Annotated in this window: 12 protein-coding genes, 4 tRNA genes and 1 pseudogene; 4 read left to right on the plus strand and 13 right to left on the minus strand. The window is 73.1% G+C overall.

Features of this window, described 5'->3' with window-relative positions:
* Positions 1 to 36 precede the first annotated feature (36 nt).
* From JJJ15_RS01740 to JJJ15_RS01775, 8 genes and pseudogenes are all read right to left on the minus strand, one after another.
* Positions 37 to 3,018, minus strand: a complete 2,982-nt coding sequence (locus JJJ15_RS01740) for a class I tRNA ligase family protein (protein WP_200511241.1) — start codon at positions 3,016 to 3,018, stop codon at positions 37 to 39.
* Between the two features lie 219 nt (positions 3,019 to 3,237).
* The gene (locus tag JJJ15_RS01745) at positions 3,238 to 3,663 is read right to left on the minus strand and encodes an HIT family protein (RefSeq protein WP_200511242.1); all 426 of its coding nucleotides are present in this window, start codon (positions 3,661 to 3,663) and stop codon (positions 3,238 to 3,240) included.
* Positions 3,664 to 3,806: 143 nt separating this feature from the next.
* On the minus strand, positions 3,807 to 4,547 hold the full coding sequence (locus JJJ15_RS01750) for a metal-dependent transcriptional regulator (protein ID WP_200511243.1): 741 nt from the start codon (positions 4,545 to 4,547) through the stop codon (positions 3,807 to 3,809).
* A complete protein-coding gene (locus JJJ15_RS01755; RefSeq protein WP_200511244.1) occupies positions 4,547 to 5,275 on the minus strand; it encodes a vitamin K epoxide reductase family protein in 729 nt (242 codons plus the stop codon). The genes JJJ15_RS01750 and JJJ15_RS01755 overlap by 1 nt, the downstream gene beginning before the upstream one ends.
* 59 nt (positions 5,276 to 5,334) lie before the next feature.
* Positions 5,335 to 6,951 (minus strand): serine/threonine protein phosphatase, encoded by a 1,617-nt coding sequence (locus JJJ15_RS01760; RefSeq protein ID WP_246742109.1) that lies wholly within the window; start codon positions 6,949 to 6,951, stop codon positions 5,335 to 5,337.
* A gap of 185 nt (positions 6,952 to 7,136) precedes the next feature.
* Positions 7,137 to 7,916, minus strand: a pseudogene (locus tag JJJ15_RS01765) (HAD-IIB family hydrolase); the annotation flags it as partial.
* 42 nt (positions 7,917 to 7,958) lie between these two features.
* Complete coding sequence (locus tag JJJ15_RS01770) at positions 7,959 to 8,132, minus strand: methionine/alanine import family NSS transporter small subunit (protein WP_106109258.1); 174 nt, start codon at positions 8,130 to 8,132, stop codon at positions 7,959 to 7,961.
* A gap of 1 nt (position 8,133) precedes the next feature.
* Positions 8,134 to 9,747, minus strand: a complete 1,614-nt coding sequence (locus tag JJJ15_RS01775) for a sodium-dependent transporter (RefSeq protein WP_200511246.1) — start codon at positions 9,745 to 9,747, stop codon at positions 8,134 to 8,136.
* 176 nt (positions 9,748 to 9,923) lie between these two features.
* Between JJJ15_RS01775 and JJJ15_RS01780 the strand changes: the two genes are divergently transcribed.
* The gene (locus JJJ15_RS01780) at positions 9,924 to 10,652 is read left to right on the plus strand and encodes a purine-nucleoside phosphorylase (protein WP_106109260.1); all 729 of its coding nucleotides are present in this window, start codon (positions 9,924 to 9,926) and stop codon (positions 10,650 to 10,652) included.
* Positions 10,653 to 10,733: 81 nt separating this feature from the next.
* On the opposite strand, the gene JJJ15_RS01785 is transcribed toward JJJ15_RS01780, so the two are convergent.
* Together JJJ15_RS01785 and def are read right to left on the minus strand one after the other, a co-directional pair.
* Complete coding sequence (locus tag JJJ15_RS01785; RefSeq protein ID WP_106109261.1) at positions 10,734 to 11,234, minus strand: DUF3145 domain-containing protein; 501 nt, start codon at positions 11,232 to 11,234, stop codon at positions 10,734 to 10,736.
* Between the two features lie 338 nt (positions 11,235 to 11,572).
* Positions 11,573 to 12,064 carry a peptide deformylase gene (gene def / locus JJJ15_RS01790; protein ID WP_200511247.1) on the minus strand — a complete coding sequence of 164 codons (492 nt, stop codon included), beginning with the start codon at positions 12,062 to 12,064 and terminating at the stop codon, positions 11,573 to 11,575.
* A gap of 299 nt (positions 12,065 to 12,363) precedes the next feature.
* On the opposite strand from def, the gene JJJ15_RS01795 reads away from it, so the two are divergent.
* The 3 genes from JJJ15_RS01795 (at position 12,364) to JJJ15_RS01805 (ending at position 13,794) form a co-directional block, all read left to right on the plus strand.
* A complete protein-coding gene (locus tag JJJ15_RS01795; protein ID WP_200511248.1) occupies positions 12,364 to 12,879 on the plus strand; it encodes a hypothetical protein in 516 nt (171 codons plus the stop codon).
* Positions 12,880 to 12,970: 91 nt separating this feature from the next.
* Positions 12,971 to 13,045, plus strand: a tRNA-Asn gene (locus JJJ15_RS01800).
* A gap of 667 nt (positions 13,046 to 13,712) precedes the next feature.
* Positions 13,713 to 13,794, plus strand: a tRNA-Leu gene (locus JJJ15_RS01805).
* A gap of 75 nt (positions 13,795 to 13,869) precedes the next feature.
* On the opposite strand, the gene JJJ15_RS01810 is transcribed toward JJJ15_RS01805, so the two are convergent.
* The 3 genes from JJJ15_RS01810 to JJJ15_RS01820 all read right to left on the minus strand — a co-directional run bounded on the left by JJJ15_RS01810 (position 13,870) and on the right by JJJ15_RS01820 (position 15,732).
* A complete protein-coding gene (locus tag JJJ15_RS01810) occupies positions 13,870 to 15,231 on the minus strand; it encodes an MFS transporter (RefSeq protein ID WP_200511249.1) in 1,362 nt (453 codons plus the stop codon).
* 125 nt (positions 15,232 to 15,356) lie between these two features.
* Positions 15,357 to 15,447 (minus strand) — tRNA-Ile (locus JJJ15_RS01815).
* Positions 15,448 to 15,659: 212 nt separating this feature from the next.
* A tRNA-Val gene (locus JJJ15_RS01820) sits at positions 15,660 to 15,732 on the minus strand.
* Between the last annotated feature and the right edge of the window lie 26 nt (positions 15,733 to 15,758).

A 15,758-nucleotide genomic window follows, 5' to 3' on the forward strand; every position in this document is an offset into this window, starting at 1 on the left:
CACGGCCGCGGAGCCCGGGCACCCGTGCCGCAGCGCTCACTGCGGCACGACCGAGACCAGCCCGGGGGCCCGCACGATCACCTTGCGCACGCCGCGTCCCGCCAGGGCACGCACCACGCCGGGGGCCGCCAGGGCCAGGGCCTCCAGCTCGGCCTCGCCGATCCCGGGGTCCACCTGGAGGCGGTCACGCACCTTCCCCTTGACCTGGACCACGCAGGTGACCTCCTCGGCGGCCAGCAGGGAGGGGTCAGCCACCTCCGGGAAGGGCTCGTGGGCCAGGGAGTCCTCGTGCCCCAGGCGGCTCCAGATCTCCTCGGCGATGTGGGGGGCCACGGGGGCGGTCATGAGGACCAGGGCCTCGACGGCCTCACGCGGCACCGCCGCCAGCCCCGTGAGATGGTTGTTGAGCACGATCAGCTTGGCGATGGCCGTGTTCAGGCGCATGCCCTCGTAGTCCTCACGGACCCCCACGACCGTGCGGGCCACCAGGCGGGCCGTGGCCTGGTCGGCCGGGTCGTCCACCACCGTGACCTCGCCGGTGGCCTCATCGACCACGTTGCGCCACAGGCGCTGCAGGAAGCGCTGGGCCCCGGCCACGGCGCGGGTGTCCCAGGGGCGGTCGGCGTCGAGCGGCCCCATGCTCATCTCGTAGACGCGGAAGGTGTCCGCGCCGTAGGCGGAGTACATGTCGTCGGGGGTGACGATGTTCTTCAGGGACTTGCCCATCTTGCCGTACTCGCGCCGGACCACCTGCCCCCTCCAGGTGAAGACCGGCTCGCCGTCGTCCCCGGCCGGGCCCTCCTGGACCTCGTCGGCGGGCACGTACTGGCCGCGGGAGTCGGTGTAGGCGTAGGCCTGGATGTAGCCCTGGTTGAACAGGCGGTGGTAGGGCTCGGAGGAGGACACCACGCCCAGGTCGAACAGGACCTTGTGCCAGAACCGGGAGTAGAGCAGGTGCAGCACGGCGTGCTCGACGCCGCCCACGTACAGGTCCGTGCCCCCGGAGGTGTTGCCGGCCTCGGGCCGCGGCCCCATCCAGTAGGCCTCGTTGACCGGGTCGACGAGGTGCTCTGGGTCGGTAGGGTCGATGTAGCGCATCTCGTACCAGCACGACCCCGCCCAGTTGGGCATGGTGTTGGTCTCCCGGCGGTACCTCCTGGGCCCGTCGCCCAGGTCCAGCTCGACCTCCACCCAGTCGACCGCCTTGCCCAGGGGCGGCTCGGGGTCGGAGGCCGCGTCGTCGGGGTCGTAGGAGCGCGGCGAGTAGTCGGTGACCTCGGGCAGCTCGACCGGCAGCATGGACTCCGGCAGCGCGTGGACGCCCCCGGCCTCGTCCCACACCACGGGGAAGGGCTCGCCCCAGTAGCGCTGGCGGCTGAAGAGCCAGTCGCGCAGGCGGTAGGTGACCGCACCGCGCCCGGCGCCCCGGGCCTCCAGCCAGGCGGTCACGACGGCCTTGGCCTCGTCCTTGCCCATGCCGTTGACGTCCAGGTCGCCGGCCGCGGAGTTCACCACGACGCCGTCGCCCGTGTAGGCGCCCCGGGACAGGTCGGTGCCCAGGGGGTCGTCGGCCGGGCCGATCGTCTGGACAATGTCCAGGTCGTAGGCGGTGGCGAAGGCCCAGTCGCGCTCGTCGTGGGCGGGCACGGCCATAATGGCGCCGGTGCCGTAGCCCATGAGCACATAGTCGGCCACGAACACCGGTACCAGTGCGCCATTGACGGGGTTGACGCCGAAGAAGCCGGTGAAGACGCCGGTCTTGTCCCGCCCCTCGTCGGTGCGGTCGGTCTCGGAGGTGGCGGCGGCCTGGGCGCGGTAGGCGGCCACGGCCTGGGCGGGGGTGGCGTGGCCGCCAGTCCAGGCCTCGCGGGTACCCTCGGGCCAGGCGGCGGGGACGGTCAGCGCCGCGGCGTCGGCGTCAACCTGGTCCCGGGAGCGCACCGAGGCCGAGGAGTCCAGGCCCCCCAGGAGCGGGTGCTCGGGGGAGACCACCATGAAGGTGGCCCCGAAGAGGGTGTCGGGGCGGGTGGTGTAGACCTCCAGGGAGTCCTGGCAGGCGCCGGCCGCGGCGGCCCCGGGCAGGGCGAAGGTGACCTGGGCCCCCTCGGAGCGGCCGATCCAGTTGCGCTGCATGAGCCTGACCTTCTCGGGCCAGTCCACCGTGTCCAGGTCCTCGGCCAGGCGGTCGGCGTAGGCGGTGATACGCATCATCCACTGACGCAGGTTGCGCCTGAAGACCGGGTAGTTGCCCCTCTCGGAGCGTCCCTCGGCGGTGACCTCCTCGTTGGCCAGGACCGTGCCCAGGCCCGGGCACCAGTTCACCGGCGCGTTGGAGACGTAGGCCAGGCGGAAGCCGTCCACGACGGCGTCCTTCTCCTGCGCGCTGAGATCCGCCCAGGCGCGGCCGGAGGGGACCGCGACCTCACCGCGCTCCAGCTTGGCGCGCAGCTCGCTGATAGGCCGGGCCGCCCCTGTTCCCCGCCCGTCACGGCGCGGGGCGGTGGGGTCGAACCAGGAGCCGAAGATCTTGAGGAAGATCCACTGGGTCCAGCGCACGTAGCCCGGGTCGATGGTGGCCAGGGAGCGGCGCGGGTCGTGGGACAGGCCCAGGCGCCGCAGCTGGCGGCGCATGGTGGCGATATTGGCCTCGGTGGAGGTGCGCGGGTGCTGGCCGGTGGTCACCGCGTACTGCTCCGCGGGCAGGCCGAAGGCGTCGTAGCCCATGGTGTACAGCACGTTCCGCCCGGTCATGCGGGTGAAGCGGGCCACCACGTCGGTGGCGATGTAGCCCAGGGGGTGGCCCACGTGCAGGCCCTTGCCGCTGGGGTAGGGGAACATGTCCAGGACGAAGAACTTGTCCCTGCGCGCCCCCTCCCCCGCGAGCGCGCCGACCGGGTTGTCGGCGTGGAAGGTGCCCCGGGCCTCCCAGCGGTCCTGCCAGGTGGTCTCGATCTCCTGCGCCAGGGCCGCCGTGTAGCGGTAGGGGGTGGTGCTGGCGCCGGTGGGCACGTCGCTCATCGCTCAAGCCTCTCTTCAGTCCGCGGGCGGGCCGCGTCACGCACGGGTGTCCGGCGCACAGCCTATCCCCGGCCCGACGGCGTCGCTCACCGGGGTGCCCGCCACAGGCCACGTACCGGGCCGGCCCGGGCCCCACCGTGAGCGTAGGCAGTCCCCGTTCTCACGACGAACAAGTACCGTTCTCACGACGAACAAGTACCGTTCTCGCGCAGGGGGAGGCTACCTGGTGACGAACTCCCCCCAGCCGTCCTCGGTCAGCCCGGCGCGCAGGCGCTCCATGGCGGCCCCGATCTCCTGGGCGGGGACGTCGTGGCGGGCGGAGGACGGGCAGACGTCCGCCTCGGACCAGATGGGCAGGACGTGGACGTGGAGGTGGTCCACCCCGTAGCCGACCACCATGACCCCGGCCCGGGGGGCGCCGAAGACCCGGGTCTGGGCGGCACCGACACGCCTGGCGACGACGGCCAGGTGGGCCACGACGTCCTCGGGCGCGTCCACGTAGGAGCCGATCTCGGCGCGGGGGACCACCAGGACGTGGCCGTCGGTGTGCGGCTCGATGGTGGCCAGGACGACGCAGACCTCGTCGGCCCACACGAGGTGCCCGGGGAGCTCGCCGTTCATGATCTTGGTGAAGACGGTACTCATGGGCCTATTGTGCCCCGGCCCGGGCGCGCCCTGCCGGCAGGGCGCCGGACGGCAGGACCCGGGCCCCGTGCAGGCCCCGGCCCCGTGCAGGGCACCGGGGCCGGCCCGCCCTGCTGGCCCGGGACCTGGGAGGCGTGGGCGCCTCAGTCCACCACCCACAGGGTCCCGGCGGGCAGGACGGCGTCGGCCCCCTGGGCCGCGGGCGCCCCGGGGGGCCGGACGGCACGGACCACGGTGGCCAGGTGCCGGGGTCCCTCACCCTCCGAGGCGTCCGGGGCGCCGGGCCGGACCCGTTCCACCACGATCACGCGCGTGTCCAGGCCGATCCCGGCACGTGTGAGGTGGCGCAGGGTGACGGACTCGTCCTTAATACGGCCCACCACCCCGGTCTGGCCCACGCGCAGGGTGTCGATACTGCGCAGGCGCGGTACCACGACCTCGCCGTCGGGACCGGGGATCGGGTCCCCGTGGGGGTCGCGGACGGGGTGGCCCAGGGCGGCGTCAATACGGTCAATGAGGCGGTCGGACACGGCGTGCTCCAGCTCCTCGGCCTCGACGTGGACCTCGTCCCAGGTGAACCCCAGGTTGGCCACCAGGTAGGTCTCCAGGAGGCGGTGGCGTCGGATAATGGCCGTGGCCCGACGCCACCCCTCCGAGCTGAGGGTGACCGCCCGGTAGGGCTCGTGCACCAGCAGGCCCGCGTCCACGAGCCTGGCCACGTTCTCGCTGGCGGTGGAGACGGCCACCCCCATGCGCCTGGACAGGCCGGTGATGGAGGCCCCGGCGTCCCCCCACTCGCAGACCGACCAGACCGCCTTGAGGTAGTCCTGGGTGACGGTGGAGTCCTCCGAGGCCGAGGACGCGGACCGGGGTGAGGCAGGCATCAGAGCACCAGCATCCAGCTGTCCCACAGGCCGACCACGACGGTGAGCACGACCGCCAGGTAGGCGGCTGCGGTGAGCCACCAGCGCAGGGCCCACAGGCGCCGCGCCGCCCCTTCTCCCAGTCCCAGGTGGCCGCCCAGGGCCGCCTGGCCCCAGGTGTGCGCGGCCACCGGCAGGGTCACCGCCCAGATGAGCATGCAGAAGGGGCACAGCCTGCCGAGGGTGAGTACCGAGACCCCCAGGAACCAGGCCACGAACAGCACCCCTGCGACGGTCCCGGCCGTCAGGCCCCACCACACCCAGCGGGGCAGGCGGTGGCCGGAGGCCAGCAGCAGCCCCACCACCAGCAGCACTGCGAAGGCCATGGCCCCGACGAAGGAGTTCGGCACGCCCAGGAGGTTGCCCTGCCACACGTTCAGGGAGGCGCCGCAGGAGACCAGGGGGTTAATGTCACAGGAGAGCTCGGCCAGGGGCTCACGCAGCTGCCTGAGCTCGGAGACCATGAGCTCCCAGCAGGCCGCGACACCGATGACGGAGGCCACCACCAGCAGCCAGGCGTAGGTGCGCGGGGCGCCGCTGGTGGCCTGCCAGCCCCCGGGCGCGACGGCGGGGCGCAGGGCGGCATCCCCCTGGGGCCCGCCACCAGGATCCTGGCCACCGGAGAGGAAGGCCTCGAGCTCGTCCTCGCTCATTGCCTCGATCTCGGCCTCGGTGGGTACACGCGCCATAGCGCCTCCTTTCCGTCGGGCCTACCCTACCTAAGCCCGTACTGGTCGCGTGCCCGCCCTCAGGAGGGGGTAGGGACGTCCTGCCAGGTGGTGACCGTCACAGAGGCGTCGGGGTGGAGGACCACGGTCCTCCAGGCCAGCAGGGTGCCGTCACGGGAGAAGGACAGGACGTGGGCGTAGGAGTCCTCGGTCACGGCGCCGATGGAGGTCCCGCCCTTGCCGGCCCCGGCCACGAGCTCCAGGACGGTGCCGCGCCCGCCCGCGGTCGCGCTCAGACCCTGCTCGCTGTGGAGGTGGCCGCCGATGAGCAGGGGCGCGCACCCGGTGGCGGCCAGGGGGCCGAAGGCGGCGGGCTGGTGGACGAGGACCACGTCGGTGGGGACGCGGCAGGAGGTGGCCGCGAGCCTGGCCCCCAGGGCCTGGACGTCCTCCTGCCCGCGCGCCGTGGTGCCGGTGGCCGTGGTCCGGTCCGGGTCGGTGTCGCCCAGGACGCGCAGTCCCCCGACCTGGTGGACGGTGCCGTCGGTGACGGTCCAGCCCTGGGCGGTCAGGCGTGCGGCGGTCGCGGCCGAGTCGTGGTTGCCGATCGTGGCCACCCGGGAGACGCCGTCGGGCACGGCCTGGCTCAGGGCGTCCACGCAGACCTGCTCGGGGTCGGAGCCGGTCATGGTCAGGTCGCCGTCGTCCATGTGGACGGTGGCGCCGGCGACCTCGTCCAGAACCCCCACCAGGTCAATGACGTCGAGGTTGCAGTGCAGGTCGGTGGTCAGCACGGCGGTGACCGGTCCCAGGCGGGGGCCGGGTGAGGCGGGGGACCCGGTGGGCGACGGGCTGGCGGTGTCCCCGTCCGGGGCACGCACCGGCTCGGCGGCGTCGGCCTGGGCCCAGGCCGAGCGCAGGCTGTCGGCGGCCTGGGCGTAGAAGGTCCGGGTGCTGGTCAGGTAGCTGGTCAGCTGGGGCCCGTAGGCGGCGACCACGTCGGCGAGTCTGCCGGAGAAGCGGGCCCGGGAGGCGCTGGTGCCCGCCAGGACCTCCAGGGTCCGGCTCTGCACCGAGGTGGCGGGCGACACCGCGGGCACCACCACGGCGACGACGGCGGCCAGCGCGGTTGCCGTCCCCAGGACGCTGGCCCCCCGGTGGGTGCGGGCGGCGGCGGCCAGGGCGGCCACGGCGTCACGCAGGTGGCCGCGGGTGAGCAGGCGTGCGGCGGCCACGGCGCACAGGACCAGGGACTCCAGCAGGCCGGCGCGGCGCAGGGCGTCGTCCCTCAGGGCCCGCAGCCCCTGGCGGACGGTGAGGTCGGGGTGGGCGGCGAGGGAGGAGTAGGAGCCCAGGTCCCCGGTCAGGAGGGCGGCCAGGTCGTCGGTGCCCGGGGTGGCGGCGTCGGAGGGGATCTCCCCCAGGAGCACCCGCACCCCCAGCGACCCGGCGGGCGAGTCCAGGCTGGCGCTGCCCAGCGGCCCCAGGTCCACGGTGAGCGTGGAGTCCAGGGTGGTGGACCAGCGGGCCTGGTGGGGGCCGACCGGGGAGGAGGCGGTGGCCGTGACCGCCCCGGCCCCCAGGCAGACCAGGGTGCTGGCCAGCAGCAGGACCAGGGTGCGCACAATCCTGCGGAAGCCGACACTGCGATCCCGCCACCAGGTGCCCAGGGCCCTGCGCAGGGGGTGCCCGGGCACGGCTACGCCTGGTCGTCGGGGCCCGCCCCGGACCCCGGGGAGCTGGCCGCGCCGGGAGCGCCGGCACCGGCAGGGGAGCCAGCCTCAGCAGGGGAGCCAGCACCGGCGGGAGCGCCGGCAGGGGCGTCGGCCGCACCAGGCGCGCCGTCGGGAGCGCTGGCCCCGGGCGCGCCGTCGGGGGCACTGGCGGCAATACGGGCGGCGAGGTCGGTGACGTAGGCGGCGGTGTCCTGCCAGCCCTCCACGGCGTGGGTGGGCACGCCCAGGGCCTTGACGGGGTAGTCATTGCCCTCGGGGTCCAGGCGGTCGCCCACGAAGAGCATGTCGTCCAGGGCGATACCGGTGACCTCGGCGAGCCTACGCATGCCGTAGGCCTTGTCCACGCCCTTGAGGGTGACGTCCACGCTGGTGGAGCCCCCGGAGCGGACCTCCAGGTCGGGCAGGTGGGGGGCGACGGCGTCGCGCAGGCGCCCCTTCCTCTCACCGGTGGGGTCCCAGGCCTTCTTGACCTCCAGGGGCGCCTCCTGGCCCAGGGCCGAGAAGGTGATCTGGGAGCCCCGGTCCTCCAGGATGGGGCCCCAGGTGCGCTCCTCCCACAGGCCCAGGCGGCGCGCCTGGGCCTCGATGACGGCGAACCCCTCGGCGACCTGGGCGGGGGTGAGGTTGTTGGCGTAGACCAGCTCCCAGCCCTCCCCCGCGTGCCTGTAGTAGCGGGTGCCGCAGGTGGGCATGAGGTGGAGCCGGGCGAGCTGGGGCTCGGAGGCGCCCAGGTGGGCCAGGACCTGGTTCTGGAACTGGCTGATCTGGCCCCCGGAGATGACGCAGACCGGCACCACGTCCAGCAGGGCCCGCAGGGCGGCGGCCATGGGGGCGGGCATGGGGGACTTGGAGGGGGCCAGGGTGTCGTCCAGGTCGAAGGCGACCAGTCGGGGCAGGGGCCGGGCGGGCGCGACGGTGTCAGTCATGCTCATATTGTCTCGCAGGCGTGTGGCAGGGCGCAGGACCGCTCAGCCCTGCGTCCCGGCGTTGCCCAGGTGCTCGCGGGCGGCCGCCACGGCGGCCCGCCGGGCGTCCCGGGCCTCACGACGCCCCCGGGAGACGAGGGCGGTGACGGAGACGGCCAGGCCGCCCCAGATAATGACGATAGCCACCAGCATGAGGGCGATAGCGGTTCCGGTCACGTCAGTTCACCTCCTCGTCCTCGGCAGCGGCCAGGGCCTGGAGGTCCAGGGGCCTGAAGTCGTCCCCGGGCTGGGTGTCCTCGCCCGAGCGCCTGCGGCGCACCAGCCGGGTGGCTCCCGGGAGCCCCACCGCGAACACGATCACGGCGCCCAGCACCCCCCAGCCGAAGACGGCCTCGAAGCCGTGGGCGTAGGAGTAGCCCTTGGTGGCGTAGGACCAGAAGGTCTGCACGAACATAAAGCCCAGCAGCCCGGGCACCACCAGGGCGATGAGCAGACGCCACCACAGGCCCACCACGCGGGACTCCGAGACCAGGTTGAGGTGGCGCTGGAGCTCGGGCAGGCGGCGCAGCACCAGGCCCACGATGACGCACATGAGGATGGCCGAGCCCACCACCCCGATATTGTTGACGTAGGCGTCCACGACGTCGAGGTTGTACAGGCCCGTGGAGGTGCCGAACAGGACGAAGGACAGGGCCGCGGCGGGCAGGCCCACCACGAGGGTGGCCCGGGGCGTGCTCAGGGAGTACTTCTCCGCCACCGAGGAGGCCACCATCTGGATAATGGAGATGAAGGAGGTCAGCCCCGCCATGGAGAAGGAGGAGAAGAAGAGGACCCCGAACAGGGCCCCTCCGGGCATCTGGGAGATGACCGTGGGAAAGGTCACGAAGGACAGGTTGACGCCGCTTATCCCCTTGAGGTCGGCCACGCTCGAGCCCTGGACGTGGGCCATGAACCCCAGGGTCGCGAACACGCCGATACCCGCCAGGATCTCGAAGGAGGAGTTGGCGAAGGCCGCCACCATGCCCGTGCCCACCAGGTTGGAGCGGCGCCTGAGGTAGGAGGCGTAGGTGAGCATAATGCCGAACCCCACCGACAGGGAGAAGAAGATCTGCCCGAAGGCGGCGATCCACACCCGTGACTCCCCCAGCGCCGACCAGTCGGGGGTGAACAGGGCGTTGAGCCCGGTGGTGGCCCCGGGCAGGAGCAGGGCGCGCCCCACCAGGGCGATGAACATGACCACCAGCAGCGGCAGGAAGACCCGGTTGGCCTTCTCCACCCCGTCGGACACCCCCCGGGCAATGGTCACGATACCGAGGGCCCACACAACGAGCAGGGGGATAACCACCCCGGCCACCGGCTGGGCGGAGAAGCCCGGCGCACCGGAGTCGGGCAGGTCTCTGACGCCGATGTAGCGGGTGAAGAAGGCGCCGGCGTCGCTCCCCCAGGCCCTGTTGACCGAGAACAGCGTGTAACGCAGGGACCAGGCCACAATGACGGCGTAGTAGGCCATGATAATGAAGCAGATACCCACCTGGAACCAGCCCAGCCACTCCAGCCTGCGCGACAGGCGCCTGAAGACGGTCGCGGCACCGCCCCGGAACCGGTGCCCCAGGGCGTAGTCCAGGAGCAGGACGGGGGTGCCCACGCACAGGAGGGCCACCACGTAGGGCACCACGAAGGCGCCCCCGCCGTTCTGGTAGGCGACGCCGGGGAAGCGCCAGATATTGCCCAGCCCGATGGCCGAGCCGATAGCGGCCAGGAGGAAGCCGACCTGACCGCTCCACTGCTCGCGTGGCGGCACGTCAGGGGTGGATGAGGGGGTGAAGGCCATGGTGACCTCTCCAGGGTTGCGGACGGACGCCGTCGGTCCCGCGCGGGATAATGGCGTCATGACGCCGAAACGGTAGCCCGTACCACGTTGCGGATCGAGTGGTGTCCAGCATGTGGGACACTGGGGTGACGACGTCGCGGTGTCCGGCCCGCGGCGCACCAGGAGAGAGGACCGCTATGTCCACCGTCCACATTGACGCCTCCCCGGGGGACTTCGCCCCCGCCGTGCTCATGCCCGGCGACCCGCGTCGCGCCCTGCGCATCGCCCAGGCCCTCATGCCTGACGCCCGCCTGGTCACCGACGTGCGCGGGATGCTGGGACTGACCGGGACCGTGGACGGGCGCCCCCTGTCGGTCATGGGCTCGGGTATGGGACAGCCCTCGATCACCATCTACGCCACCGAGCTGTTCAGCCAGTTTGGGGTGGAGCGCATTGTGCGCGTAGGGACCGCCGGGGGGATCGCCCCGGGTGTGCGGGTCGGGGACGTGGTCATCGCCACCGGCGCCCACACCGACTCGGCCATGAACGACGCCCGTATCCCGGGGGTGCGCTTCAGCGCGGTCGCGGACTTCCACCTGGCCCGGGCCGCCTGGGAGGAGTCCCGGCGGGCAGCGGGCAGCGGGGAGCTGGAGGGGGCGGTCCACACCGGCACCATTGTCTCGCGCGACCACTTCTACCTCACCCCCCAGGGGCAGACCGAGCAGCTGGCCGCCTACGGGGTGCTGGCGGTGGAGATGGAGGCCGCGGCCCTGTACGCCGTGGCCGCCCAGACGGGCAGGCGGGCCCTGGCGGTGCTCACGGTCTCCGACCACCTCCTGGACCACCGCGAGGACATGGACCCCGCCCAGCGCGAGACCCGCTTCGCCGGGGCGCTGCGACTGGCGGCCGCCGCCGCCCTGAGCTGACCCGGACACGGCCGCCGCCCCAGGACCCGGTGGGTCCTGGGGCGGCAGTGGCGGGCCGGAGGACGGGCCCGCGGCTGGTCCTCAGGCGACTCGGTGGAGCCAGCGGATGGGCGCCCCCGCGCCCGCGTAGCGGAAGGGCTCGAGCTCGTCGTCCCAGGCCTGGCCGAGGGCCAGGTCCAGCTCACGGCGCATGCGCGCGGGGTCGGCGGAGTGGGACAGGGCGGCGCGGATACGGTCCTCGGGGATGACGACGTTGCCGTGGACGTCGGTCTGGGCGTGGAAGATACCTAGATCCGGGGTGTGGGACCAGCGCCCGCCGTCGGAGCCGGGGCTGGCCTCCTCGGTGACCTCGTAGCGTAGGTTGGCCCAGCCGCGTAGGGCGCTGGCCAGCTGGGGGCCGGTGCCCACGCGCCCGACCCAGCTGGTCTCGGCGCGCACCATACCCGGGGCGGCGGCCTGCTCGGTCCAGTCCAGGTGGACACGCGCACCTAGCACCTCGGCGGCGGCCCACTCAATGTGGGGGCACAGCGCACGGGGCGCGGAGTGCACGAAAAGGACACCGCGGGTGTAAGCACCGTTCACGGGTATCTCCTCCTGGTCGGTTCGAGAGTCGTCTTCCCCTACGTTCTCGGACCGGACCGGGCGATCACGTGACGCACGCGGCGTGCAGGAACAGGCTACCATCCGTCGGCGACCGCTATCACGGCAGATGGCAGGTTCTCTCCTGCTCGGGCGCGACAGGTCCAGCGGCCCGCCGTGCGGGGGCCGGGCCGCAGGCCGCGGACGGGCGCGAAAGCCCCTGGTCCAGGGCGAGTACCCCGTGGGCCGCACCCGGGAGCGGGGCGTCGCCCGCCCCTGCCGCGGCCGTCACGCGCCTGACGCGGGAGCCGGCCCCGGCCCACGGGCCAGCGGACAGGGGCTCACAGGCCCCTCTTGCGCAGCTCCCTCATGGCCTCGACACGGTGCCTGCGGGAGAGGCGGTCCAGGTAGAGGTGGCCGTCGAGGTGGTCGCACTCGTGCTGGATGCAGCGGCCCATGAGCCCCTCGCCCTCGACGACGACCTTCCTGCCGTCCAGGTCGGTCCCCTCGGCGCGGGCGTACCAGGCGCGCTCGGTGGGGTACCACAGGCCGGGGACGGACAGGCAGCCCTCCTCGCCGTCCTGGTACTCGTCCTCGGAGATCTCAACCAGCCGGGGGTTGAGGACGTAGCCGATCTCGCCGTCAATGTTCCAGGAGAAGGCGCGCAGGCTCACACCGATCTGGTTGGCGGCCAGCCCCGCGCGACCGTCCTCGTCAACGGTCTCCAGCAGGTCCTCCACGAGCGCCTTGACGGTGGCGTCGACGCTGGTGATGGGGTCGCACGCGGTACGCAGGACCGGGTCGCCGATAATACGGATGTCACGGTAAGCCATGGGCCCATCTTCGCACGCACCGGGTGACCCCCGGCCCCACGGCGTACCGCTCCGCGCCCCCGCGGGCGGGAGGACGGAGTCGCACGCGCCCGGCTACCCCGGCTCGAGCTGGCGGGCCGAGCGTGCTGGCGGGGCCCACGCCCCCAGGCACCCCCAGGTAGCCGGCCCGGCCCCGGGACAGGGGGGCGGGGCCGCACGCGCCCGGGTACCCGCAGGCTTGTGACCGAAGGCACTCTGCTCGGCCCGCCCCACGCCGTCGTGGGATGCCCGGCCAGGGGACGCCGCGTACCGTTGGGGCCATGCGCCTGCCCCTCCCCCGTCGTAGCCCCCTGCCCGCGCAGGCCGCCAGCCTCCTGCCCACCGGGGAGCGGGCGGTGGCCTGGGTGCCGCTGGCCGACGGCGGCTGGGCGGTGGCCGGCCCCGCGCACCTGGCCCTGACAGGCCCCGAGGGCGAGGTGACCCGGGTGGCGTGGGACGACGTCGAGCGCGGGGCGTGGGAGGCCGGGACCCGGACCTTCACGGTCCACCTGGGCTCCCCCGCCCCGTTGCACCTGGTCGTCGGCACCGACGTGCCGGGGCGGGACGTGGACGGCTTCGCCCGGGTGCTGCGGCAGCGGGTGGAGGCCTCCGTGGTCCACCTGGTGCGGCGCACGCTGCCGGACGGCACCCGGGTGAGCGCGAGCGTGCGGCGCGACGCCGAGGGCGGGCTGTACGTGCGGACCAGCCCAGGCGCCCCCGGCTCCCCCGCCCAGGCGGCGGTCCTGGAGGAGGTCCTCCGGGAGGCGCGCGACGCTGTGGGACTGCCCACAGCATGAGCTTGCTCTGGAACGACGCCGAATCGGCGCCGGTAGCCGATTCGACTCCCCCGCCCAGGCCTGCTAGGGTTCATCCCGCGTCAGGCGCGTTTCCCGCGTAGCTCAATGGCAGAGCATCCGACTGTTAATCGGACGGTTATTGGTTCGAGTCCAATCGCGGGAGCCACCACCAGCCCCGGCCCCACCGGCCGGGGCGCTGTCGTCCCAGTCGTGCTGGCGCCCGGTGGCCAGGTGCGCGAGGAGCCCGGCGACGTCGAGGGCGCACATGGCGGCCATGACCCAGGTGGCCCAGGTGGGGCCGCTGACGGCGTCGGCGGCGGCCATGACCGCGGTGCCGCCCGCTGCCGGGCCGCCGTGCGGTAGAGCGTGACTGCTGCTACCATGGACGCAGGAAGAGCTACCAGGATTCCGATGATGTTGAGGATCATCGAACTCCCTCCTTCCGCGCCTTCCCACTATGCGCCCCCCGGCTGGTCCGGGGGGCTTCTTGTTGTCCTCGAGGGCGTCCGCCCCCTCCGACACCACCAACGGTACGCACAGGATGGCGTAATGTTGCAAGGGCACGCACGGAGGTGGTCGTCCGCACACCGGCGAGGACCCGGGGCCCACGGCAGCGGCGCCTGCCTCCCCCTGCCGCACCCGGCCGGCGGTGGTAGGCTGGGCCCTGTCGGCCCCCCTGACCAGCGCGATCGTATAACCGGGCAGTTAGTGGGCTAAGTCCACTCGTGGGAGCCGTCTCAACTCCCTGCCCGACGCAGGGGTGTCGTTGTAAGATACACAGTAGAATGCGGCGATACCACCCTGCGCACCGAGGCGCACCGTCGGTGGCATCAGCCCCCGTGGTGGAACTGGTAGACACAGCGGCCTTAAAAGCCGATGCCGAGAGGCGTACGGGTTCGAGCCCCGTCGGGGGCACCCTGGGTGGGGGTGCCCTGTGAGACCGGTTCGACGAGGACCACCGGATCGCCGGACGCGGCTCCCGCCTCGGGGCTACCCGCCGGCCTCGCCGTCCGCACGGCGCCGTCCCCTGGTGGTGTGGTGCAGCCAGTGCCTTGTGAGGCCGCCGGAGGCCGTCCACGTCACCAGGGCGAGCAGGCCCAGGCCCGCGAGGAGCGCGAGGAGGGCGTGGGTGGCGGCTGAGCCCATGGCCGTGCCCAGGACCGCGACGACCACGCCCGGTACGAGGAGGTCGTCGACCTGGATGACGACCGGCAGGGCCGTGGAGCTCTCCGGCGCCCGCTGGCTGAACAGCGCCGAGCTGATAATCGGCTCGACGACGCCGACGAACGCCCCGGCGGCGGCGGTGCAGGCACACAGGGAGAGGATCTTGACGTCCGTGCCGCCAAGGAGGACGGCGGATGTGAACGCGGCCACGCTCACGACCGGCAGCAGGCCCACCGCGAACCCGTTGCGTATGACCCAGGACCTGAGGGCGTCCCGTGACTGGGCCCAGGACGCCGCCGCCCAGACGCAGGCCCCGGTCGTGACCACCAGGAAGGTCGCACCCGGGCGGATCCCGTGGACGTACCACGCGCCCGCGCCCTCCGCGCCGCCGTACAGCGCCTGGGCGACCCCGCGGCACAGCAGCGGCGTCGCGAGGGTGCGGACCGGGGTGCCGGGCACCGGGACCGGTCTGACGAGCGTGAAGGCCCTGTAGATGAGGACCAGGCCGGTGAGCGTCACCAGGGCGACGAGCACGACGGCCACCGGGCCGCGGCCCGCGAACGGCGCGGTGGCCACGGAGAGAGCACCGACCGTCATGAGGACCACCCGGGTCCCCAGCGGGAGGGCCGAGGTGGTCCCCTCCCCCGGCTGCGAGGCCCGTGCCAGGAGGGCGGCGCAGGCGGCCGCCACGACGGCGGTCACCAGGAACAGCGCCCGCCAGGACCACGCCACCATGACCAGCTGCGCCAGGCCCGGGCCTATGATCGAGGGCACCACCCACACCGAGGCCAGGACGGCGAACACCACGGGGCGGTCGCCCTCGTCGACGTCGCGGTCGATCGAGGCGTAGACGCCCCCCACGGCGAGACCGCCGCCCACCCCCTGCACGAAGCGCGCGCAGACGAGACACAGGGCCGTGGGGCTCACGGCGCAGCCTGCCGCGCCCAGGCAGAAGAGGGCCGCCCCCAGCGGCAGTGCCGAGCGGACCCGCCCGTAGACGAACAGCGCGCCGAAGAGCTGGGCGAGCGCGTAGACGGCCGTGAAGGCGCCGTAGAGACCGCCCAGGTGGAGGTCGACGGCGATCTGGGGTACCAGCGTGGACAGGGCCAGGCCGTCAAAGGCGGTCACGAACACGACCGCAACGAGGGAGACGACCCTCAGCCGGCCGGCTACCCGCACTCTTCCCATGGGACACTCCTACCAGCCGCCGGGGAGCCCGGCCCGCACCCGGGGCGAGGGCGGGGCGCGCCCCGCACCAGGCGCGCAGGTTCGCGCCCACTATCCGCTGGAGCCCTCCCTGGGCCGTGCCGCTGTACCCCCACTGGGATTCGAACCCAGGACCATGTGCTTATCAGGCACGGACGAGGTATAAGCTCGCTGCTCTAACCACTGAGCTATGGGGGCCTGCTCGCGTTGGAGCAGCACGCGCACCCCCGAGCCGGAGCCGCGAGCCGACGCCGGCACGAGCACCCAGAGAATACCTCACAGCGAGCGATCAAGCACGCACGACCGACCACGCCCCGACACCCTGGCCACCAGACCGCACGACTACCACAGGGGGCTGACCGCCCTCCCCTGCCACCGACCTCACGGCAGTGAGGCCGCCAGGGGCCAGGTGGACCCGGCCGGACTCGAACCGACGACCGACGCGGTGTAAACGCGTTGCTCTACCAACTGAGCTACAGGTCCCTGCCTCCCCGACGCGGGGGCAGGCC

It is taken from the genome of Actinomyces sp. HMT897, assembly GCF_016626125.1.
Classification (GTDB): domain Bacteria; phylum Actinomycetota; class Actinomycetes; order Actinomycetales; family Actinomycetaceae; genus Actinomyces.

Bases quoted from the DNA above. Each gene is read 5' to 3' on its own strand.
- JJJ15_RS01740 (WP_200511241.1), bottom strand. From the start codon at position 3,018: ATGAGCGACGTGCCCACCGGCGCCAGCACCACCCCCTACCGCTACACG.
- JJJ15_RS01745 (WP_200511242.1), bottom strand. From the start codon at position 3,663: ATGAGTACCGTCTTCACCAAGATCATGAACGGCGAGCTCCCCGGGCAC.
- JJJ15_RS01750 (WP_200511243.1), bottom strand. From the start codon at position 4,547: ATGCCTGCCTCACCCCGGTCCGCGTCCTCGGCCTCGGAGGACTCCACC.
- JJJ15_RS01755 (WP_200511244.1), bottom strand. From the start codon at position 5,275: ATGGCGCGTGTACCCACCGAGGCCGAGATCGAGGCAATGAGCGAGGAC.
- JJJ15_RS01775 (WP_200511246.1), bottom strand. From the start codon at position 9,747: ATGGCCTTCACCCCCTCATCCACCCCTGACGTGCCGCCACGCGAGCAG.
- JJJ15_RS01780 (WP_106109260.1), top strand. From the start codon at position 9,924: ATGTCCACCGTCCACATTGACGCCTCCCCGGGGGACTTCGCCCCCGCC.
- def (WP_200511247.1), bottom strand. From the start codon at position 12,064: ATGGCTTACCGTGACATCCGTATTATCGGCGACCCGGTCCTGCGTACC.
- JJJ15_RS01795 (WP_200511248.1), top strand. From the start codon at position 12,364: ATGCGCCTGCCCCTCCCCCGTCGTAGCCCCCTGCCCGCGCAGGCCGCC.
- JJJ15_RS01810 (WP_200511249.1), bottom strand. From the start codon at position 15,231: ATGGGAAGAGTGCGGGTAGCCGGCCGGCTGAGGGTCGTCTCCCTCGTT.